Below are 20642 nucleotides of genomic sequence, written 5' to 3' on the forward strand. Positions count from 1 at the left end.
GTTCAGTCAGGATTCCTGATTTTTGCTAGCGCGAGCTATTTTTCAAAGTGGCGCTGAAGCGAGCAACCTTGCTTTTGGCATATTTAAAGCTGATATCATGTGCTTTTAGAAAATCGTCAAAATCATTCTTGCCTTTCTCAGCATCTTCAACCTCAAGCTCCAACTCGTAGTCTTTAATATTAGCATACTGGTTGCTATCCAGAGCCATTAGACCAATCGGAGTCATGGTTTCACGGCGTGTTGTTGTCAAGTGCCCAAATACACCTAATTCCTCTGGGTTAACGCCTTCAGCCTTGATTAAGTCCGTGATATGATTTTGAGGCAGGTGTTCAGATTTTATCATGTCTTTAGCGTCAGCGATTGTCAAATCAAGATTATGCTCAAGATTTCCAACAGCTTCCGGAATTTTAAGCGTTAGTTCGGCGCGGTCAGCCAAGGTGCGGATGCGTAGTGACATGCGATTAGCTTTCATAGCGAAATCCTTGGTATCAAAATAGTAGTTGGTCTGTGTAATTGGCTGCACATGCTTAAATTGGGCTTCCAGGCGGTTAAATTCGTCTTTGGTTAAGAGTGTTTTGTACTCAATTTCAAGGTGAGTCATATGAAAGATTCCTTTTGTATGTTATTTTTGGTATAATAATTGTTATGTTAATTCTATAAGAAAATAGAACATTTGACAAGAATGGGGCACAAGTATCCGGCCTTTTATCAAATTATCTGAGGAGGACTGAATAAAGATGTCAATAGATTGGGAGCCATTTTTGGATCCTTATATACAAACGGTTGGAGAGTTGAAAATCAAGCTGCGCGGGATTCGCAAACAATTTCGCAAGCAAAACCGGCACTCACCGATTGAATTCGTCACGGGGCGCGTGAAATCAGTTGAGAGTATCAAGGAAAAAATGGTTTTACGTGGCATTCGTGAAGAAAATCTAGCACAGGATTTACAAGACATTGCCGGTCTTCGTATCATGGTCCAATTTGTCGATGACGTGGATGAAGTGCTAGCGCTACTGAGAAAACGCAAAGATATGACCATCGTTCAGGAACGTGATTATATTAACAACATGAAAGAGAGTGGTTACCGTTCTTACCACGTTGTTGTTGAATACCCCGTTGATACAATTGATGGGCAGCAAACAGTGTTAGCAGAGATTCAGATTAGAACGCTGGCTATGAATTTTTGGGCAACCATTGAACATTCGCTCAATTATAAATATCAGGGAGAATTTCCTGAGGAGATTAAAAAACGTTTGGAAACGACAGCTAAGATTGCCTTAGAGCTGGATGAGGAGATGCGGAAAATCCGTGAAGATATTCGCGAGGCGCAGCTTTTATTTGACCCAGCGAGTCGTAAGTTAAGTGATGGTGTAGGAAACAGTGATGACACAGACGAATTTTACCGATAGACCTCAACGTGTGGCTATCATTGCTAATGGCAAGTATCAGAGTAAGCGCGTGGCTTCAAAGTTATTTGCTGCCTTTAAGGACGACAGGGATTTTTATCTGTCAAAAAAGGATCCTGATATTGTGATTTCAATTGGAGGAGATGGCATGCTCCTTTCGGCTTTTCACATGTATGAAAAGTACCTTGACCGTGTGCGCTTTGTGGGGGTTCATACAGGGCACTTGGGCTTTTATACGGACTACCGCGATTTTGAAGTGGACAAATTGATTGAAAATCTCAAAAACGATAAGGGGGAAAAGGTTTCCTATCCCATTTTGAAAGTTAAAATCACTTTAGAGGATGGGCGAATCATTAAAGGACGTGCCCTCAATGAATCAACGGTTAAACGTATTGAAAAGACAATGGTAACGGATATCTTTATCAATCAGGTCAAATTGGAACGCTTTCGTGGAGATGGTATTTCAGTTTCAACACCAACAGGCAGCACTGCCTACAACAAGTCTCTTGGCGGAGCCGTGCTTCACCCAACCATCGAAGCTCTACAATTGACCGAAATTGCTAGTCTCAATAATCGTATTTATCGAACATTAGGTTCTTCGGTTATCATTCCAAAGGATGAAAGAATTGAAGTAGTGCCCAAACGTCAAGGACTCTACACCATTGCTATTGATAATAAAACCATGCACTTTAAAAATGTTTCTAAAATTGAATACTGCCTAGATAGTAAAAAAATTAGTTTTGTATCAACGCCAAGTCACACAAGCTTTTGGGAACGTGTTAAGGATGCCTTTATTGGAGAATTAGATTCATGAAATTTGAGTTTATAGCAGACAGACGCTGTAAGGTTAAGACTTTCTTGAAAGGGTACGATGTTTCTAAAGCCTTGCTGGCTAAGGTGAAATTTAAAGGTGGTAATATTTGGGTAAATGGTATTGAGCAAAATGCCATTTACCTTTTAGATGTGGGTGATGTAGTGACCATCGAAATTCCTAACGAAGAACCTCATGAAACCTTGATTCCAATCAAGCACGACCTCAACATTGTCAACGAAGATGATAACTTCTTGATCTTAAACAAACCTCACGGCTATGCCAGTATTCCCAGCGCCCTACACTCCAATACTATTGCTAATTTCGTCAAAAATTACTATGTTGAGCAAGACTATCCTAACAAGCAGGTTCACATTGTTACCCGACTTGATAAGGACACCAGTGGTCTGATGCTTTTTGCCAAACACGGCTACGCCCATGCGCGACTTGACAAACAATTACAACAGAAAACCATTGAGAAACGTTACTATGCTTTGGTTTCTGGAAAAGGTGTGCTAGAAGAAAAGGGAGAAATCATTGCGCCTATTGCGCGCCCTGAGGATAGCATCATCACACGTTGTGTGCATCCTTCTGGTAAATACGCTCATACGTCCTATGAGGTGGTTCAAAAATTTGGAGACGACGTTTATTTGGTTGATATTCGTCTCCATACCGGACGTACCCATCAAATCCGCGTTCATTTTTCCCACATTGGTTTTCCTTTGCTGGGTGATGATTTATATGGCGGTCGGATGGATCTTGGTATCACAAGACAAGCCTTGCATTGTCATTCATTGACATTCACGGATCCGTTTACAAAAAATGAAAACAAATTTGAGATTAACTTGACAGATGACTTTGATAGCGTTATCATAGATTTACAAAAAAGTTAGATAGAAGGTTTATTTATGCGTTCATTATTCGGTAGTTTGCGTGAAAAAGTTGCTAGTAATTATGTAAAAATCGTTTTCCCAGAAGGAAACGACGATCGTGTATTGCGTGCAGCTGCTCGTTTGAAATTTGAAGGGCTTGTTGATCCTATTATCTTGGGAGTAAAGGATGAGGTTCATGACGCCTTAGCTCATCTTGGATTTATGGACCAAGATTATAAGGTAATTGACCCCAATAATTTTGACCAATTTAAGGAAATGAAAGCGGCATTCCTTGACATCCGTAAGGGAAAAGCAACACCAGAAGATGCCGACCGCTTGTTATGTGATGTTAACTATTTTGGTGTCATGTTGGTTAAAATGGGGCTTGCCGATGGTATGGTATCAGGTGCCATTCATTCAACAGCTGACACCGTTCGCCCAGCTCTTCAAATTATCAAAACAAAACCAGGCATTTCACGTACTTCAGGTGTTTTCTTGATGAACCGTGAAAATACAAATGAACGTTATATTTTTGCCGATTGCGCCATCAACATCGACCCAAACGCACAAGAGCTTGCTGAAATTGCTGTAAATACAGCAGATACAGCAAAAATCTTTGACATTGATCCTAAAATCGCTTTGCTAAGCTTCTCAACTATGGGGAGTGCTAAAGCTCCACAAGCCGAAAAAGTGCAAGAAGCCACTCGCTTTGCTAAAGAATTAGCGCCAGAATTATCACTTGATGGTGAACTCCAATTCGATGCAGCCTTTGTTCCAGAAACAGCTTCAATCAAAGCGCCAAATAGCCCAGTTGCTGGTCAAGCCAATGTCTTTATCTTCCCAGATCTACAGTCAGGTAACATCGGATACAAGATTGCTCAACGTCTCGGAATGTTCGAAGCTATCGGTCCAATCCTTCAAGGATTGAATGCACCAGTTAACGACCTTTCACGTGGTTCAAGTGCCGAAGATATTTACAAACTAGCCATCATCACAGCTGCGCAAGCTATTGATGCCAAAGCAAAATAAAAATTGCAAAACGAGAAAGAAGTCACTTCTGTCTCATTTTCTTTTGAGGAGAATCAAATGACAAAAACTGCTTTAGTGACAGGTGCATCAGCCGGTTTTGGCCAAGCCATCGTTAAACGACTTGTCAGCGAAGGTTATCAAGTGATCGGTGCTGCTCGTCGGATGGAAAAATTGCAGGCGCTTCAAGAAGAAGTCGGGGAGGACTTATTTTTCCCACTTCAGATGGATATTACTGACACTGCATCCGTCGATCAGGCTTTAGCCAGTTTGCCAAAACCTTGGCAGACTATTGATATCCTAGTAAATAATGCAGGGCTCGCTTTGGGACTTGAACCTGCTTATGAAGCTGATTTTACAGACTGGATGACAATGATCAACACCAACATTGTCGGGCTTGTTTATCTGACCTGTCAGATTTTGCCTGATATGGTCAAACGCGATACTGGTTTGATTATCAATCTTGGCTCAACAGCTGGTACGGTTCCTTATCCGGGGGCCAATGTTTACGGTGCCTCGAAGGCTTTCGTTAAACAATTTTCGCTCAATTTGCGAGCAGATCTTGCTGGCAAGCACATTCGAGTTTCAAATATCGAACCAGGACTCTGTGAAGGGACCGAGTTTTCAAATGTTCGTTTCAAAGGCGACGATGACCGAGTAGATAAATTGTATCAAGGGGCTCGCGCTATTCAACCGAAAGATATCGCTGAAACAGTTGCTTGGATTGCCTCACAACCAGCTCACGTCAACATTAACAGAATTGAAATCATGCCGGTTTCGCAAACTTTTGGACCACAGCCCATCTATCGGGATGAAAACTAAAAAATGAGGTTAGGACAATAAGTGCCTAACCTCATTTTTAGTAATCCATATATCAACTGACTGGTTTCATTAAAACACGTCCTGTTCTGCGATAAACATTGACTAATCCTTCACCAGAAGCTGCTGAACCAATCGATGATTTTCCACTGCGTTCCACAGTGAAAGTTAATGACTCTGACCACGCAATAGCTAGAGAGCCGTCAATTTTAAGAGTATCATTATGAAGCTCAACTTCTACCAGTTCCTCTTCGGGGACATCGGACTCAAGGACGACAAAGCCTGTCCCAAACAGCCCCAAATTGAACAGGCTTTCATTTCCTAAAGTAGCAGAAGAGACGGTAGAGCGCATAACGGTCTTGTGTTCAACCTCAGCGTCAGATGCAAGATACATACCGTCTTCAACTAAAATGCCACGATTCCAATCATCAAGGTCAATAATAATCAGATGGCGGTACGTCGGTTCAGAGACAATCATCCCAGTCCCTTTATATTCTGGTTTGATAGCGGATTCTCCAGTCACAGAGCCTCGCAAGGCTTTTTTAAAGAAATCCCCAGCACCTTTTAGTCCCGTGGTTGCATTGATATCTCCCACAACCCATTGCATGGCTCCTTGTTGTAGAGTAATGGCAGAACGGTCCAATTGAGCTACTAACTGACGTTTGCGGACATTCATTTGACCGTTGAAATATTCCGCCATCGCATTGAGCGGTGTAACAGATAAATCACGCTTATACTCAACAATTGAAAAACAGCCTTTCGTTTGTTTGACAATGATATCATCGTTATTTAGGAAATTGGTGATATTAAAAGACATGGGCAATTTCTCCTTGAATGTGCTTTCATTATACCATTTTTAACCTCATCAGTCCCAATCAAACTGCAACTAAAAGTCGAAATCATCATTAGAAATCGACGCACCCGAGGTCACATCAGACCAGCCTACTAGAGCCTGACCAGATTCTTTTAAGTAGGCCTCTAAAATCGGTTTTAAGTCCTGAATGTATTCAAAGTAGCCCAGAGACTTGCCTTGTTTATCAAACAGTTCTTGGTAATGCTGTATCAAAATGTGATCAAAAGAAGCACTTGGTATCAGCATATCCAGCTGGTGCTGGTCCTTATCTTTCAGGCTAGACATAACCCAAGAATCCAGCGGCAGCTCATCATCCTCAAAGAAATCAAAGGGATCTTCGGGACGATGATTGGAGTAGAGGGTTTTTCCTGTGCGGTCATGAAGGCGCAAGCGAAATGGCAGCGCATCTAAGAGGAAGAACTGTGCTTTTTGCTGGAATTGATTTAGTAGCTGACTGAGAGCCAGCGTGCTCTCAATATTTCTCAGAGCAGGTAGAGTCACTTGGTAGCCGTCAATGGATTTCTCAAAACTAAAATGCTGAGCTGGTAAATCAGTACGAACTTCCTCAAATGTAAAAAGACCGTCAAACGAGTCTAACACCTGAGGAAGTTCGCAACGAATGGTCAGAGTCAGCAGATAAGCAAAATGCTCTTTAATTTCTTGAAAAAATACTTTCTGTTGGTCTGTTTTTGCCAGTGCAAGAATTGTCATCGGTTTCATCATAGTGTCATGATAACGATTTTGATGGAAAAATGCAACTAAAATTACTTTTCACCATCGGATGATAGTATCAGTTTTACCGAGTAAATTACTATAAATATAACTAGAAAACGCCTACAATAGAGATGAGAAAATTCAACGAGGTAAGTAAAATGACAAGAAAAATTGTATTTTTAGACGTAGATGGGACTTTGGTTGATTATCATAATCGTCTTCCTGAATCTGCTATTAAAGCTGTTCAAACCGCTCGAGCTAATGGACACCTTATTTTTGCTTGTACAGGTCGTAGTCGTGCCGAAATGCAACCAGAACTTTGGGACATGGGCTTGGACGGCTTGATTGGTGGGAATGGTTCCTATGTCGAATACCATAACCAAGTTTTGATGCATCAGCTGATTTCAAAAGAAGATGCTCATGCTATTGTTGATTGGTTGCATGAACGTGGCTTGGAATTTTATCTTGAAAGCAACAACGGTCTTTTTGCCAGCGAGCATTTCCGTGAAGCTTCTCGACCTGTACTCCAAAAGTACATGATGGGAAAAGGCAAGACAGCAGAAGAGTAGAAGATTTGCAGGCTGAAGACATCATGCACGGCATGGTCTTTGGCGGTGAGCTCTATCGCGATGACCTCAATAAAGTTAGTTTCATTTTATCATCTTATCAAGACCATCTAGATTCCATTCAAGCCTTTCCAAACTTGAAGGCTGGTACTTGGGGTGGTCGTGGTGAGTTGGCCCTTTTCGGTGATTTAGGGGTCAAAGATATTACCAAAGCGCACGCTATCGATGTTCTCTTGGAGTATCTAAGTGCTGATAAGGCTGACACCATCGCATTCGGTGATGCCAAGGTTGATATTCCTATGCTTGAATACTGTAATATCGGTGTTTCTATGGGGAATGGTGGCCCTGAAATCTTAGCTATGGCTGACATGGTGACAGACGATGTCGAACATAACGGTCTCTATAATGCCTTCGAAAAATTAGGTTTACTTAACAAATAAGAAAAGTACCTTAGAACTAAAATTGTTCTAAGGTGCTTTTTCATGTTATGCCAGCAAGAGAGCTGTTAATATATCTTCAAAATCTTCATAGTCCCAAATAACTGGGACAGGGTAAGCAGGATTAGCTTCTGACATTGCTTGTTTAATAAGGTCAGGGAAGTCTTCGCATGACAGCTCTGCTATTTTTCCAGAAATACCAAATCGCTCCCGTAAGTTCTCTAAACGCTCAATAACCAGCTTTGCTTTTTCCCTAGGTTCTAAATCACGTCCTACTTGAATGGTATCAGCCAGCTTGGCTAGTGGCCCCGTGATAGCATCGCCATAATGTCTCAAGACTAAAGGCATTAACTTGACTATTGATAACACCATGCGTCAAGCCATATCGTCCTCCGATAGCGTGGGAAATGGCATGGATATAGCCAACGAAATTAGTTGTGATGGCTAGTCCTGCCTGGTAAGAGCCGACAAGTAGGTTTTCTCTGGCTTGCATATTTTGTGGCTCCTTCACGGCTAGTTCAATATTATTGATAAGTAAGGGGAAGGCGGTTTCGGATGCTATTCGTGTTTTACGTGAAGCGAATTTATTAGTGTAGGCTTCGATAACGTGACTGACGGCATCCATGCCCGATGAAATAGTTAGTGAACTTGGTAAACTTGTCGTGAGAACGGGGTCGAGAATAACTGTTTTAGGGACTAGACGAAGGTCATTGATTGGAGTTTTAATATGCTTGCCGTCAATGTGTTTTGTGATGACAGCGCCAGCAGTTATTTCTGAACCAGAACCCGCTGTAGTCGGCACAGCATAAAAAGGCGGAAGTGGCTTAGATAGAAAACTAGGTGAATTCGGATTAAAGTTGAGGTTGGCAATGCAAGCGCCAGCAATTTTAGCACAATCTAGTACAGAACCACCACCGATAGCAACAATAGCTTGAGTACCACGCTTGCGGCAAGCTTCTTTCGCTTCCAAAACATTATCGGTCGTTGGGTCAGGCTGAATAGACGTGAATGTCGTATAAGAAATGCCATTGCGATTAAGCCCCTCAAAGAAATCTGACAAGCTACCTCGTTTGATCATGCCAGGCGTGGTCATCACAAAAACGTGTAAAATCTGATCTCGCACTAGTATCTTGGGCAAGTCGAGTAATTTTTCTTCCCCCACAAGGAGTTCTTGTCTGTAGGGGAGTTGCCCCATGACTTTAGCAAAAATAAATTGCCTGCTACGTGTTAAAAATGCCATTGCCATCCTCTTTCTTGGATAAATCTAATTGATGTTATTATATCACGGGGGTAAAACAACATCAAAAAACGAGTCTTGTGAAGGTAATTCCATTTAAAAATGGCTTGAAATATCAAGCCAAAATGTTATAATAAATACCCAAATAAAAATTTAATATCTATTACTTATTTATGCTGAAAATTGGTTCAGCGTCTCTACAAGACACCGTAATGTCTAACAATAAGTAAGCTCATAGCTTGCCTTATTGCTTTCATTTGATGAAATAGCAAGCAGAGAATCATTATTTTCTCTGCTTCGCGATAAGGTAGGCTATTTTGATTTTTAGAAAAAGAGGTTATTTATGAAACTGCTAGAAGATCGTATCTTGAAAGATGGCGATATTATCGGTGAAAACATTCTTAAAGTCGATTCATTTTTGACACACCAAGTCGATTTTGAATTGATGCAAGAAATTGGTAAAGTCTTTGCGGACAAATACAAGGATGCAGGCATCACAAAAGTGGTAACTATTGAAGCATCCGGCATCGCGCCAGCTGTCTATACAGCACAAGCGCTCAATGTTCCAATGATTTTTGCCAAAAAAGCAAAAAATATTACCATGAACGAGGGCATCTTGACTGCTGAAGTTTACTCATTTACAAAACAAGTGATGAGTCAAGTTTCCATTGCATCAAAATTCCTTTCAGAAGATGATACGGTTCTTATCGTGGATGATTTCTTGGCAAATGGTCAAGCTGCCAAAGGCTTGATGGAGATTATTGGTCAAGCGGGAGCTGCTGTTGCTGGTGTCGGAATTGTTATTGAAAAATCTTTCCAAGACGGTCGAGCTCTTCTTGAAGCACAAGGTGTTCCTGTGACATCACTCGCTCGTATTCAAGAATTTAAAGACGGCTCAATTATTTTTGCGGAGGCTGATGCATAATCATGGAATTTAACGAACAAAAACATTCACAGGCGGCCATTCTTGGACTTCAACATTTATTAGCCATGTATGCAGGGTCTATTCTAGTACCAATCATGATTGCTAGCGCTCTAAATTACACATCAGCTCAGCTGACATATCTGATTTCAACTGACATTTTTATGTGTGGGGTTGCCACCTTCTTGCAATTACAACTCCGCAAACAATTTGGAGTTGGTCTACCAGTCGTTCTTGGTTGTGCCTTTCAATCGGTAGCACCGTTATCAATCATTGGTGCCAAACAAGGTTCAGGCTATATGTTTGGAGCTTTGATTGTATCAGGAATTTACGTTATTCTCATTTCAGGCATCTTTTCAAAAATTGCGAATTTCTTCCCACCAATTGTAACAGGTTCAGTGATTACAACGATTGGGTTGACTCTGATTCCTGTTGCCATGGGAAATATGGGGAATAATGTTGATAAACCAACGGCTCAATCAATGATTCTAGCTTTGCTGACAATTGCTATCGTTTTAGCGGTAAATATTTTCGCTAAGGGGTTCATTAAGTCCATTTCAATTTTAATCGGCTTGATTGGTGGAACCATTGTTGCAGCCTTCATGGGCTTGGTGGACACTTCTGTTGTTACCCAAGCACCGCTTGTTCACATTCCGCAACCATTCTATTTTGGAGCCCCAAAATTTGAAATCACTTCAATCGTCATGATGTGTATCATCGCAACAGTATCAATGGTTGAATCAACTGGTGTTTACCTTGCCTTGTCTGATTTAACTCATGATAAATTGGACAGCACCCGCCTTCGTAATGGTTATCGTGCAGAAGGGCTTGCTGTTTTACTCGGTGGTATTTTTAATACCTTCCCTTATACAGGTTTTTCACAAAACGTTGGCTTGGTTCAATTGTCAGGTATCAAAACGCGTCGTCCAATCTCTTACACCGCTGGCTTCCTTGTAGTTCTTGGCTTGGTTCCTAAATTTGGAGCCATGGCACAAATGATTCCTAGCCCAGTTCTAGGTGGTGCAATGTTAGTTCTCTTTGGAATGGTGGCCCTTCAAGGAATGCAAATGCTACGTGCAGTTGATTTTAAAAATAATGAACACAACTTTATCATCGCAGCTGTTTCGATTGCAGCAGGGGTTGGGTTTAATAATACTAATCTTTTCACTAGCTTGCCAAATACAGTTCAGATGTTCTTGACAAACGGGATTGTTATTGCAACTGTCTTCGCGGTTGTACTAAACCTTATTTTAAATGGTCTTGATAACTCACAATCTAACTAATAAAAAGCACTTTAGAGTTTGATATCTGAAGTGCTTTTCTCATGTGTTCCGTCGCCTTAATTTTCGCGATGATTAGTTTTGGTTTGATTGAGCCAAGCGTAGGCTAGTCCGATAAAGACGCCACCGCCAATCCAGTTACCAAAGAAGACAACAATCCATTGACGGAGGACATTCATAACATTGAGCCCTTTGATATTTGGAATATCACTGAAAGCAGCTAGCATGAATGAAGCAAAGTTTGCAATCAAGTGTTCATTTACTAAAAAGACAAACATAAAGATGGCAGATACCGCAATGGTGATTTTGGCAGATTCTTCTTTCAAAAGCATGTAGCCAAGAATAGCAACGTTGACAAAAATATTAGCTGTGATTCCTTCGAAGAAATTATTCCAATTAGATTTACCAAGTTTTGTTTGGACAGCATTGACCATAAAACTATTTTGATTGAGGTGGTCAAATGAGAAGGACTGGTTAAATAGCCAAGCTAAAATAGTAGCTCCAACAAAATTAAAGAATGTGCAGTAGAGCAAGATTGTAATAGCTTTCTTCCATGAAATAGACTTGTAGTAGGCACCAGACGTTAGATACATCATATTCGACGTAGCTAATTCACCGTTGAAGATAAGCACGTAAGCCAGTCCAAAGGCAAAAGTGAAAGCAAAGGCAAAACGTGATAGGGCTGGGATGCCTGTGCCAATTACGTCAGCAGCAATAATCCCAACAGCTGTACTCATTGTTAGATAAGCGCCAGCTAACATTGAGCGTAGCGCGTAGCGTCCCAAGCTCTCATCAAAAAGAGCTTCTTTTTTAGCACAAGCGGCAGCAATTTTTTCTTGAAATGGTGTCATAAATCAACCTCTTTAATATTATTTTCCTAAAATTTCCCCAAAAAAAGAGAGAGACTGGCTTAGTAGCAGGTCTCAGCTCTTTTTCAAATGTTCAATCGTTTAGTGTGAAGAAGCACCAGAAGTGGCATCAGCTTCAGCAGCAGGTGCACTAGCATGACCACCGTCGCTTGAAGAAGCACCAGAAGTAGCATCAGCACTAGGAGCGCTAGCAGCAGGTGCGAATGGTCCTGAACCTCCGACCAAACGTTGACCAGTTGTTTGAAGATACCAGTCTAACCAAGGTTTAAAGTTGAAAACGATTTCGTTGATACCTGCGTAAGAACCGTCATCGTAGTACATTGCTTGGTAATTGTGAGTGTTGAGGACAGCTGGGTTTGGATTCGGAATTAAGGTACGGACGTACTCTTGATTACCGTTACGGAGCGTTCCAATTACCCATTCAACATTTTTCATGCGGTTAGCTGGTAATGAAGCGTGAACGGTAGACATACGGCTTCCTGATTGTGATGGAACACGTTTAGCATACATCGTATCAGGATCTTGGTGAGCGTTGTTGTAGTATAGGAATTGGTTGTTATCGTCAGCATAAGTCAATTCAAATGGCATTGATTTCAAAAACATGTTGATTTGGTCAACAGTCAAGATACCATGGTCAAGTTTAACGTAAGTGTCTCCTGAAACAGCACCTGTGATTTCAGCGACTTTTTCAACCCATTCTGGATCATCAGGGTCAACTTCAGTGACAGTTGTTGAAATTGGATGGTTACAATCCAAGTCTTCAGGAGCAATTGGCTTTGGTTTTTTCAATTTAGAAACGACCTCTACATACTTGATGAAGTTATCAAGACAAGATTCAAGGAATTTAATGGTTCCTTCATTTGTGATATTACCTTTATCGTCGAAAGCTTCTTTAGCTTTGCCGAGCAAGAATTCATTTCCAGGAAGTGTGTAAGCATTAACACCTGGAGCGTCTAAAATTTTACGTAAGTGTACTTGGGCACGTGATGTTCCTTGGTCATAGTAAGAAGCACCAACGATCATGATAGGTTTGTTTTCAAAAGGATGAACTTCAAATGACATCCATTCTAGAACACTCTTCAAAGCAGCTGTGATGGTATGATTGTGTTCAGGTGTAGCGATGATGACACCGTCTGCGCGAGTGATTTTATTGTAAATGAGTCGAAGTTGGAAACTTTCTTTCCAATCTTGATCTTGGTTGAACATTGGAACTTCGTCAATTTCTAGAAGTTCCAATTCAAATTTTGTTTTAAAATGACAACGAATAAACTCTAAGAGCATGCGATTATATGACTGCTCTGCATTTGATCCAACGATACCTACGAATTTCATGTGATTATTCCCTTTCTAAACTCTTATAAACTTTCCCAGTCAAAATTTTCAGCTTCTTTGTGTAGTAAATCTTGAGCATTTTGCAATTTTCCAGCAATTTTAACAAAAATGCGGAAATCATCAAAGATAGCATCCAATTTTTTAACAGTGTCTAAGTCACGAAGATTGCCCTCTTGGTCAAATGCTTGTAGTGAATGTGAAAGCAAGAATTCACCTGGCAAGACAGTAGCTTTCAATTCAGGTGCATTGAGGATTTGACGCAATTGTAATTGTGCACGAGAAGAACCAAGTGTGCCGTAAGAAGCACCAGTAATCATGACCGGTTTGTTGAGAAGTGGGAAAATACCGTAGGATAACCAAGCAAGTGCATTCATCAAGGCTGCTGGGATAGAATGGTCGTATTCAGGTGTGCCAATGATGACACCGTCAGCAGCTTCGATTTTAGTAGCAATGTCGAGAACAGAATCTGGAACAGTTTTATCTGCCGGTTTATTAAAGACAGGCAAATCTTTTATTTCAACTAGTTCAATATCCACTGTTTCTGCATAATGCTTTTGAATGTATTGCAATAATTGACGATTGGTTGATTTTGCTGAGTTAGTCCCAACGATGCCAATAAGTTTCATGTAACAATTCCTCTTTCTTAAGAATAAAGTAGTTGAAAATCTTTTTGAAGCCCATCTGAAACAAGCATACGATTATCTCGGGTGATAATGATACCTTCAATTCCAGGGGTTTCATTGATTGTCATATAAGCGTCGATTATCGGAAGCCCAAATAATCTAGTGGTCCAAATCTCACAGTCAACGGACTGGTCTGCAACGATTGTCAAACTAGCCATCTCTGTATCAATCGGGTAACCTGTGTAGCGGTCAAAAATATGATGGTAATCTTTACCTTGAAAGGTCAAATGGCGTTCATAGATACCAGATGTTACAACGGACTGATTTTGAACTTTGACAATTCCCACATTTTCACCACGTTTTTTTTGAGGGTTCTGTATGCCGATATACCAAGAGCCATCTTCACGTTTAGGATTATCTCCGTAAACCAGAACATTACCTCCCAGATTAATCAAGGCAGAAGCGACAGCCTCTTTTTTGAGATAATCGATAATCTTATCAGCGATGTAGCCCTTAGCTATTGAACCAAGATCTAGTTTCATACCTCTCTTAGTTAGAAAAACGCTTGATTTCCCCTCGTCCAGTTCGATGAGGTTTGGATCGGTGACAGCCAAAACTTCTTGAATCTGTTTGTCTTCGGGAACGTTAGCATCAGCAAAGCCAATTCGCCAAGTTTGAACCAGCGGTCCAATCGCGATATTGAGATTGGAAGGAGTAGAGAGACTGTGCTTCTTACCCAAAGCAATCAAATAGAACAACTCTTGATCCACCTTAACAGGTGCAATCCCCGCTTGGTTATTGATCTCCATCAGCTCTGAATCCATATCGTTTGCACTAAAGCGATTCTTGTAGTCTTCCAATTGTTGACAAACCGTTTTGATATGTTCGTCCGCTTTATCAGAATCAATGATGATATCAATTGTTGTTCCCATCATCTTGATACTATGAGAAAGTTGCAAAGTTTTACCTCCAAATCGATTATATATCTATGATAACGTTTTCTTTCATAAAAATCAATGAAAATTTGCAAAAATTGGAAAAGTCAAGAAAAGTGTTTACTACATTTTTAAAAGATCAGATAATTTTGAACAAAAATAAAACTATCCTAAAAAACAATGCTTTCAGGATAGTTGTTTTCTAATTTTTCTTTTTCATTTCGCCGTGTGGGAAGTAAGTTCCTTCTGGCATATCGTTAATGAAAACGTGAATATTTTCCTTAGGTGCTTTAGCAATACGAGAAACAACATCTGTTACTTCGCGAGCAAGTTCGATTTTTTGTTCTTCTGTACGTCCTTCAAATAAATCAATTTTAACAAATGGCATAGTAAGCCTCCTTAAATTTTTTCATTTTTATTATAACATAAAAGGTAGATTCTCAAGGAAATAATTCTAAGCTGACATGAGAGCTGGGAAATATCAAAAATTTATGATAAAATAGAAAGACATTAGTAGAAGGTAGGAAAGTCCATTTTGGCTCAATTGTATTACAAATATGGAACTATGAACTCTGGAAAGACCATTGAAATTTTAAAGGTGGCTCACAATTATGAGGAGCAGGGTAAGCCCGTCGTTATCATGACGAGTGCTCTGGATACGCGTGATGAATTTGGTGTGGTGTCTAGCCGTATTGGGATGAGACGCGAAGCGGTTCCCATCACTGACGATATGGATATCTTGACCTACATTAAAGAATTGCCTGAAAAACCTTACTGTGTCTTGATTGATGAATGTCAATTTTTAAGCAAGAAAAATGTCTATGACTTGGCTAAAGTCGTTGATGAATTGGATGTTCCTGTTATGGCATTCGGCTTGAAAAATGATTTTCAGAATGAATTATTTGAAGGGTCTAAATACCTCTTGCTCTTGGCCGATAAAATTGATGAAATCAAGACAATCTGCCAATTCTGCAGTAAAAAGGCGACCATGGTGCTTCGTACTGAAAATGGCAAACCTGTTTACGAGGGCGCTCAAATTCAGATTGGTGGGAACGAAACTTACATTCCTGTCTGCCGCAAGCACTATTTCAATCCAGACTTATAAGCTCTGCTATTAACCCAAAAGGAGAAAAACGAGAAAATGAATATCTATGATCAGCTACAAGCTGTTGAAGATCGCTACGAAGAATTGGGTGAGCTACTCAGTGACCCAGATGTGGTATCTGATACCAAACGCTTTATGGAATTGTCGCGCGAAGAAGCCAATACCCGCGACACCGTAACAGCTTATCGTGAATACAAGCAAATCATCCAAAACATTGCTGATGCCGAAGAGATGATTAAAGACGCGTCAGGTGATGCTGATTTGGAAGAAATGGCGAAAGAAGAACTCAAAGAATCAAAGGCAGCCAAGGAAGAGTACGAAGAAAAACTCAAAATCTTGCTCTTACCAAAAGACCCTAACGATGATAAAAACATCATCCTAGAAATCCGTGGTGCTGCAGGTGGTGATGAGGCTGCGCTTTTTGCCGGAGACCTTCTCAATATGTACCAAAAATACGCTGAAACCCAAGGCTGGCGCTTTGAAGTTATGGAATCATCCATCAATGGCGTCGGTGGTATCAAAGAAGTAGTAGCCATGGTTTCAGGACAATCTGTTTATTCTAAATTGAAATACGAATCAGGTGCCCACCGTGTGCAACGTGTTCCTGTCACAGAAAGCCAAGGTCGTGTCCACACCTCTACAGCCACTGTTTTGGTCATGCCAGAGGTAGAAGAAGTTGAGTATGATATTGATCCAAAAGACCTTCGTGTTGACATCTACCACGCTTCAGGTGCCGGCGGACAAAACGTCAACAAGGTTGCGACAGCCGTCCGTATGGTTCACATTCCGACAGGTATCAAGGTTGAAATGCAGGAAGAACGTACGCAACAGAAGAACCGTGATAAAGCGATGAAAATCATCCGCGCCCGTGTTGCTGACCACTTCGCACAAATCGCCCAAGACGAGCAAGATGCTGAACGTAAATCAACAATTGGTACCGGTGACCGTTCGGAACGCATCCGTACTTATAACTTCCCACAAAACCGTGTAACTGACCACCGTATCGGTTTAACTTTGCAAAAATTGGATACGATTTTGTCAGGTAAGATGGACGAAGTCATTGATGCCCTCGTTCTTTACGATCAAACCCAAAAACTAGAAGCGCTTAATAAATAATGAATTACGCACAGCTTTTTAGGCAATACGAAGAACAATTAGAATCCATTGGAGAAGACAGTGAAAACCTAATCTATGTCTTTAAAGAACTAGCTGACTGGACGACAACTGATTATTTACTCAACCAGAACCAAGAAGTGTCTTTGAATCATCAAAAGTTACTGTTGTCTATCCTTGAACAGTTAAAAGGTCATCGTTCGCCACAATACATTACTGGGAAGGCTTATTTTAGAGACCTAGAACTATCAGTTGATGAGCGAGTTTTGATTCCGAGACCTGAGACAGAAGAGTTGGTGGAGCTGATTTTATCAGAAAATTCGTCTAAAAATCTTTCGATTCTTGATATTGGGACAGGGAGCGGGGCTATTGCTATTTCCCTTAAAAAGTCTCGTCCCTTCTGGTCAGTTAGCGCCAGCGATATTTCCAATGACGCTTTGGCACTTGCTAAAGTGAACGCTCTAAACGAGCAGGTTACGGTTGATTTCATCCAGTCGGACGTCTTGGCTAATATCACAGGGACTTATGATATCATCGTGTCAAACCCTCCCTATATCGCTTATAGCGACGAGAATGAGGTGGGCACGAATGTCCTTGCCTCCGAGCCCCATCTGGCACTTTTTGCCGAGGAAGAGGGCTATGCGATTTATCGTCAGATTATTGAAAATGCAGCTGCGTACCTTTCCGATAGAGGCAAGCTTTACTTTGAAATTGGCTACAAACAAGGAGAGGGTTTGCGTGAGCTACTAATTAAAAGCTTTCCCAAGCATCGTGTTCGCGTGTTAAAAGATGTGTTTGGAAAAGATAGAATGGTCGTATTAGATAATGAGTAATTTAGAAGAAACCTTGCACGACGGCGGAGCCATCATCATGCCAACCGAAACGGTCTATGGGATTTTTGCCAAGGCTCTGGATGAAGAGGCTGTTAATAATGTTTATCGCCTTAAACAGCGACCAAAAGATAAGGCAATGAATTTAAACATTGCTGATATTGAAAGTATTTACGATTACGCTGTTAACCCACCCCGTTATTTAGATAAACTTGTCTCGGCTTTCTTACCGGGTCCCTTGACGATTATCCTACAGGCTAGTCCTAAGGTTCCATATTGGATCAATTCTGGGCTATCTAGCGTCGGTTTTAGAATGCCCAATCACCCAGAAACTCTAGCAATGATCAAAAAATACGGTCCTTTAATTGGACCATCTGCTAACATTTCTGGACATGACAGTGGCACTGTTTTCAAAGATATACTTGGTCAATTTCAATATAATGTTGATGGGATTGAGGATGATTCTGCTATTACCGGTGTTGATTCAACCATCTTAGATCTTTCTGGCGAAAAAGCTACTATTTTACGCCAAGGTGCGATTACTAAAGAAGATATCCTAGCTATCATCCCCAATCTTCAATTCGAAGTATAGAGGTTATTATACATTGTGTTACCTGCTCCCTAGAAGAGCCATGCCAACAAAAGGAGAATATTATGATTTTTGACCACGAGAACTACCAAGCATTTGACCCAGAACTTTGGCAAGCTGTTAAAGCCGAAGAGGTTCGTCAACAAAATAATATTGAGTTAATTGCATCCGAAAATGTTGTCTCAAAAGCTGTAATGGCGGCTCAAGGATCAGTTTTGACTAACAAATATGCTGAAGGTTATCCTGGTAAACGTTATTACGGTGGTACCGACTGTGTCGATATCGTTGAACGCCTAGCTATCGAACGCGCCAAAGAATTATTTGATGCTAAATTTGCTAATGTTCAGCCACACTCAGGAAGCCAAGCTAACGCAGCAGTATACATGGCACTCATCCAACCTGGCGATACTGTTTTGGGTATGGACTTGGCAGCAGGTGGTCACTTGACTCACGGTTCACCAGTAAGCTTTTCTGGAAAAACCTACCATTTTGTTGCTTACTCAGTTGACCCTGAAACAGAAGTTCTCGACTATGACAACATTTTAGCTATTGCTAAAGAACATCAACCTAAATTGATTGTTGCTGGTGCATCAGCTTACTCTCGCATCATTGATTTTGAAAAATTTAGAGAAATCGCTGACGCTGTTGGAGCTTATTTGATGGTTGATATGGCGCATATCGCAGGTCTTGTTGCAGCAGGACTACATCCAAATCCAGTGGAGTATGCTCACATTGTTACAACAACTACTCATAAAACTTTGCGTGGTCCTCGTGGTGGCTTGATTCTTACTAATGACGAAGCTATCGCTAAGAAGATTGATTCAGCTGTTTTCCCAGGTTTACAAGGTGGACCGTTAGAACACGTTGTTGCAGCGAAAGCAGTAGCTCTCAAAGAAGCGCTAGACCCTGCCTTCAAAGATTATGGAAAACATGTTATTGAAAATGCGCAAGCTATGGCTGAAGTCTTCAATCAACACCCTAATTTCCATGTCATTTCAGACGGAACTGATAACCACGTCTTTCTTGTTGATGTCACAAAAGTTGTTGAAAATGGTAAGGTAGCTCAAAACATTCTTGAAGAAGTCAATATCACTTTAAACAAAAATTCAATTCCTTTTGAAACCCTATCTCCGTTCAAAACATCTGGTATCCGTGTCGGCTCACCAGCAATCACTAGCCGTGGCATGGGTGTCAAGGAAGCTCAACAAATCGCAGAGCTCATGGTTAAAACTCTAGAAAATCATGATAAACCAGAAGTGTTAGAAGCTGTGCGATCTGAAGTTAAAGAGCTTACAGACGCTTTCCCACTTTATTAATTTAATCAATAATGGATTTTTATATTAAACAAATTATCATTCACCAATTTACACCAAATGATACTGAGCTTATTTTTGCAGATGCGCCAGTCGTTATCACACCGAGAATTGATGATTATTTCCGTAAAAAATTGAGCAAAGTCTTTTCTGAAGATGCTAAGCGTGGTTCATTTTCTGATGACAATGTCTTCATGAGTCATTTAACAGAGAATTTGATGACATCCTCTGTGGCTATTGCTCAGCTGTGGAAGGAAGAGTTCGTTATTTCTGAAGATCAGAAAACCAACGATTTGATTTTCATTCAATTTGACCGTGATGGTATTGAGCACTTTGCCTTCCTTCGCGTTGCTTTGAAAGAAAGCTTCGCTCACATTGGAGATTCTAGTGATACTCCCATCAAGGTGACTCAAAACAATCTTCCAAGCGCTGCACAAACTCCAGATGAAGCCTTAGTCATCAATCGTCAGAATAATCACTATTATTTGATTGAAAAACGCATCAAGCATAATGGTAGCTTCGCTAATTACTTCTCAGAAAACTTGCTACAGGTCGAGCCTGAGCAATCGGTCAAAAAGTCGATTAAAATGGTTGAAAAAACTGCTCAGAAAATCGCAGAAAATTTCAATCAAGATGATTTTGCTTTTCAATCGAAAATGAAGTCGGCTATCTTTAAAAATCTGGATGAAGAGCAAGAATTGTCACCTGAAAAATTAGCAGATCAATTATTTGATGATAACTTGACGGCGCGCTTATCTTTTGTCGATGAACTAAAAGAAAGTATTCCTAATTCGATTAAAGTTTCAGATATTGATAGTTCACGCCAAATCAAAAAGTTAGAGAGTCAGAAATTATCGCTATCAAATGGAATCGAGCTGATTGTCCCAAACAATGTTTATCAAGATGCCGAATCTGTTGAATTCATTCAAAACGATGACGGCACTTACTCAATTCTCATCAAAAATATACAGGATATTCAAAACAAATAGT

At 40.6% G+C, this 20642-nt stretch carries 23 protein-coding genes, 1 pseudogene and 1 riboswitch; of the genes and pseudogenes, 14 read left to right on the forward strand and 10 right to left on the reverse strand.

What is annotated here, in order from left to right; translation table 11 throughout:
• Window positions 1-25: 25 nt before the first annotated feature.
• Entirely contained in the window at window positions 26-601 is a 576-nt protein-coding gene (locus IYQ92_RS00215; protein WP_195674765.1) for a CYTH domain-containing protein, read from the reverse strand.
• A gap of 136 nt (window positions 602-737) precedes the next feature.
• Here IYQ92_RS00215 and IYQ92_RS00220 point away from each other — a divergent pair, with 136 nt between their 5' ends.
• Genes IYQ92_RS00220 through IYQ92_RS00240 form a run of 5 tightly spaced genes read left to right on the forward strand, consistent with a single transcriptional unit; the run spans window position 738 to window position 4937 of the window.
• Window positions 738-1409: a GTP pyrophosphokinase gene (locus IYQ92_RS00220; protein ID WP_195674766.1), complete on the forward strand. Its 672-nt coding sequence runs from the start codon at window positions 738-740 to the stop codon at window positions 1407-1409.
• Window positions 1384-2220, forward strand: a complete 837-nt coding sequence (locus IYQ92_RS00225) for an NAD kinase (RefSeq protein WP_195674767.1) — start codon at window positions 1384-1386, stop codon at window positions 2218-2220. The genes IYQ92_RS00220 and IYQ92_RS00225 overlap by 26 nt, the downstream gene beginning before the upstream one ends.
• Window positions 2217-3110: an RluA family pseudouridine synthase gene (locus IYQ92_RS00230; RefSeq protein WP_195674768.1), complete on the forward strand. Its 894-nt coding sequence runs from the start codon at window positions 2217-2219 to the stop codon at window positions 3108-3110. Before IYQ92_RS00225 ends, IYQ92_RS00230 begins: the two co-directional genes overlap by 4 nt.
• 15 nt (window positions 3111-3125) lie before the next feature.
• Window positions 3126-4118: a phosphate acetyltransferase gene (gene pta, locus IYQ92_RS00235; RefSeq protein ID WP_195674769.1), complete on the forward strand. Its 993-nt coding sequence runs from the start codon at window positions 3126-3128 to the stop codon at window positions 4116-4118.
• 57 nt (window positions 4119-4175) lie between these two features.
• Window positions 4176-4937: an SDR family oxidoreductase gene (locus tag IYQ92_RS00240; RefSeq protein WP_195674770.1), complete on the forward strand. Its 762-nt coding sequence runs from the start codon at window positions 4176-4178 to the stop codon at window positions 4935-4937.
• 52 nt (window positions 4938-4989) lie between these two features.
• Here IYQ92_RS00240 and IYQ92_RS00245 read toward each other — a convergent pair whose 3' ends face one another.
• Window positions 4990-5751, reverse strand: coding sequence for an AIM24 family protein (locus IYQ92_RS00245; RefSeq protein ID WP_195674771.1), 762 nt, complete (start codon window positions 5749-5751; stop codon window positions 4990-4992).
• Between the two features lie 69 nt (window positions 5752-5820).
• Entirely contained in the window at window positions 5821-6498 is a 678-nt protein-coding gene (locus IYQ92_RS10125) for a hypothetical protein (RefSeq protein WP_229311245.1), read from the reverse strand.
• A 161-nt stretch (window positions 6499-6659) separates the two neighbouring features.
• On the opposite strand from IYQ92_RS10125, the pseudogene IYQ92_RS00255 reads away from it, so the two are divergent.
• Window positions 6660-7507: pseudogene (locus IYQ92_RS00255) on the forward strand (Cof-type HAD-IIB family hydrolase).
• 45 nt (window positions 7508-7552) lie between these two features.
• On the opposite strand, the gene IYQ92_RS00260 reads toward IYQ92_RS00255, so the two are convergent.
• Both IYQ92_RS00260 and IYQ92_RS00265 read right to left on the reverse strand, forming a co-directional pair.
• A complete protein-coding gene (locus IYQ92_RS00260) occupies window positions 7553-7852 on the reverse strand; it encodes a hypothetical protein (RefSeq protein ID WP_195674772.1) in 300 nt (99 codons plus the stop codon).
• On the reverse strand, window positions 7791-8744 hold the full coding sequence (locus IYQ92_RS00265; protein WP_195674773.1) for an iron-containing alcohol dehydrogenase: 954 nt from the start codon (window positions 8742-8744) through the stop codon (window positions 7791-7793). The genes IYQ92_RS00260 and IYQ92_RS00265 overlap by 62 nt, the downstream gene beginning before the upstream one ends.
• Window positions 8745-8888: 144 nt before the next feature.
• Window positions 8889-8984: riboswitch (purine riboswitch) on the forward strand.
• Window positions 8985-9084: 100 nt separating this feature from the next.
• Here IYQ92_RS00265 and IYQ92_RS00270 point away from each other — a divergent pair.
• Both IYQ92_RS00270 and IYQ92_RS00275 read left to right on the forward strand, forming a co-directional pair.
• Complete coding sequence (locus IYQ92_RS00270; protein ID WP_195674774.1) at window positions 9085-9666, forward strand: xanthine phosphoribosyltransferase; 582 nt, start codon at window positions 9085-9087, stop codon at window positions 9664-9666.
• A gap of 2 nt (window positions 9667-9668) precedes the next feature.
• Window positions 9669-10946, forward strand: a complete 1278-nt coding sequence (locus IYQ92_RS00275; RefSeq protein ID WP_195674775.1) for a nucleobase:cation symporter-2 family protein — start codon at window positions 9669-9671, stop codon at window positions 10944-10946.
• Window positions 10947-11002: 56 nt separating this feature from the next.
• Here the strand turns inward: IYQ92_RS00275 and IYQ92_RS00280 are convergent, their stop codons facing one another.
• The 5 genes from IYQ92_RS00280 to IYQ92_RS00300 all read right to left on the reverse strand — a co-directional run bounded on the left by IYQ92_RS00280 (window position 11003) and on the right by IYQ92_RS00300 (window position 15090).
• The gene (locus IYQ92_RS00280; RefSeq protein WP_195674776.1) at window positions 11003-11794 is read right to left on the reverse strand and encodes a formate/nitrite transporter family protein; all 792 of its coding nucleotides are present in this window, start codon (window positions 11792-11794) and stop codon (window positions 11003-11005) included.
• 99 nt (window positions 11795-11893) lie between these two features.
• Complete coding sequence (locus IYQ92_RS00285) at window positions 11894-13144, reverse strand: NAD(P)H-dependent oxidoreductase (RefSeq protein WP_195674777.1); 1251 nt, start codon at window positions 13142-13144, stop codon at window positions 11894-11896.
• Window positions 13145-13167: 23 nt separating this feature from the next.
• A complete protein-coding gene (locus IYQ92_RS00290) occupies window positions 13168-13770 on the reverse strand; it encodes an NADPH-dependent FMN reductase (protein WP_195674778.1) in 603 nt (200 codons plus the stop codon).
• Between the two features lie 17 nt (window positions 13771-13787).
• Complete coding sequence (locus IYQ92_RS00295) at window positions 13788-14726, reverse strand: FAD:protein FMN transferase (RefSeq protein ID WP_195674779.1); 939 nt, start codon at window positions 14724-14726, stop codon at window positions 13788-13790.
• Window positions 14727-14904: 178 nt separating this feature from the next.
• Window positions 14905-15090, reverse strand: a complete 186-nt coding sequence (locus tag IYQ92_RS00300; RefSeq protein ID WP_195674780.1) for a 4-oxalocrotonate tautomerase — start codon at window positions 15088-15090, stop codon at window positions 14905-14907.
• Window positions 15091-15237: 147 nt separating this feature from the next.
• Here IYQ92_RS00300 and IYQ92_RS00305 point away from each other — a divergent pair, with 147 nt between their 5' ends.
• The 6 genes from IYQ92_RS00305 (at window position 15238) to IYQ92_RS00330 (ending at window position 20641) form a co-directional block, all read left to right on the forward strand.
• Window positions 15238-15807 carry a thymidine kinase gene (locus tag IYQ92_RS00305; RefSeq protein WP_195674781.1) on the forward strand — a complete coding sequence of 190 codons (570 nt, stop codon included), beginning with the start codon at window positions 15238-15240 and terminating at the stop codon, window positions 15805-15807.
• Window positions 15808-15843: 36 nt separating this feature from the next.
• Window positions 15844-16923, forward strand: coding sequence for a peptide chain release factor 1 (prfA, locus tag IYQ92_RS00310; protein WP_195674782.1), 1080 nt, complete (start codon window positions 15844-15846; stop codon window positions 16921-16923).
• Complete coding sequence (gene prmC, locus IYQ92_RS00315) at window positions 16923-17753, forward strand: peptide chain release factor N(5)-glutamine methyltransferase (RefSeq protein WP_195674783.1); 831 nt, start codon at window positions 16923-16925, stop codon at window positions 17751-17753. Before prfA ends, prmC begins: the two co-directional genes overlap by 1 nt.
• The gene (locus IYQ92_RS00320; protein WP_195674784.1) at window positions 17746-18342 is read left to right on the forward strand and encodes an L-threonylcarbamoyladenylate synthase; all 597 of its coding nucleotides are present in this window, start codon (window positions 17746-17748) and stop codon (window positions 18340-18342) included. The genes prmC and IYQ92_RS00320 overlap by 8 nt, the downstream gene beginning before the upstream one ends.
• 62 nt (window positions 18343-18404) lie before the next feature.
• Window positions 18405-19655, forward strand: a complete 1251-nt coding sequence (glyA, locus tag IYQ92_RS00325) for a serine hydroxymethyltransferase (protein WP_195674785.1) — start codon at window positions 18405-18407, stop codon at window positions 19653-19655.
• An 8-nt stretch (window positions 19656-19663) separates the two neighbouring features.
• Window positions 19664-20641: a nucleoid-associated protein gene (locus tag IYQ92_RS00330; RefSeq protein ID WP_195675050.1), complete on the forward strand. Its 978-nt coding sequence runs from the start codon at window positions 19664-19666 to the stop codon at window positions 20639-20641.
• Window position 20642: the final 1 nt, after the last annotated feature.

Origin of the sequence: Streptococcus sp. HF-1907 (assembly GCF_015594605.1) — a bacterium.
Classification (GTDB): domain Bacteria; phylum Bacillota; class Bacilli; order Lactobacillales; family Streptococcaceae; genus Streptococcus.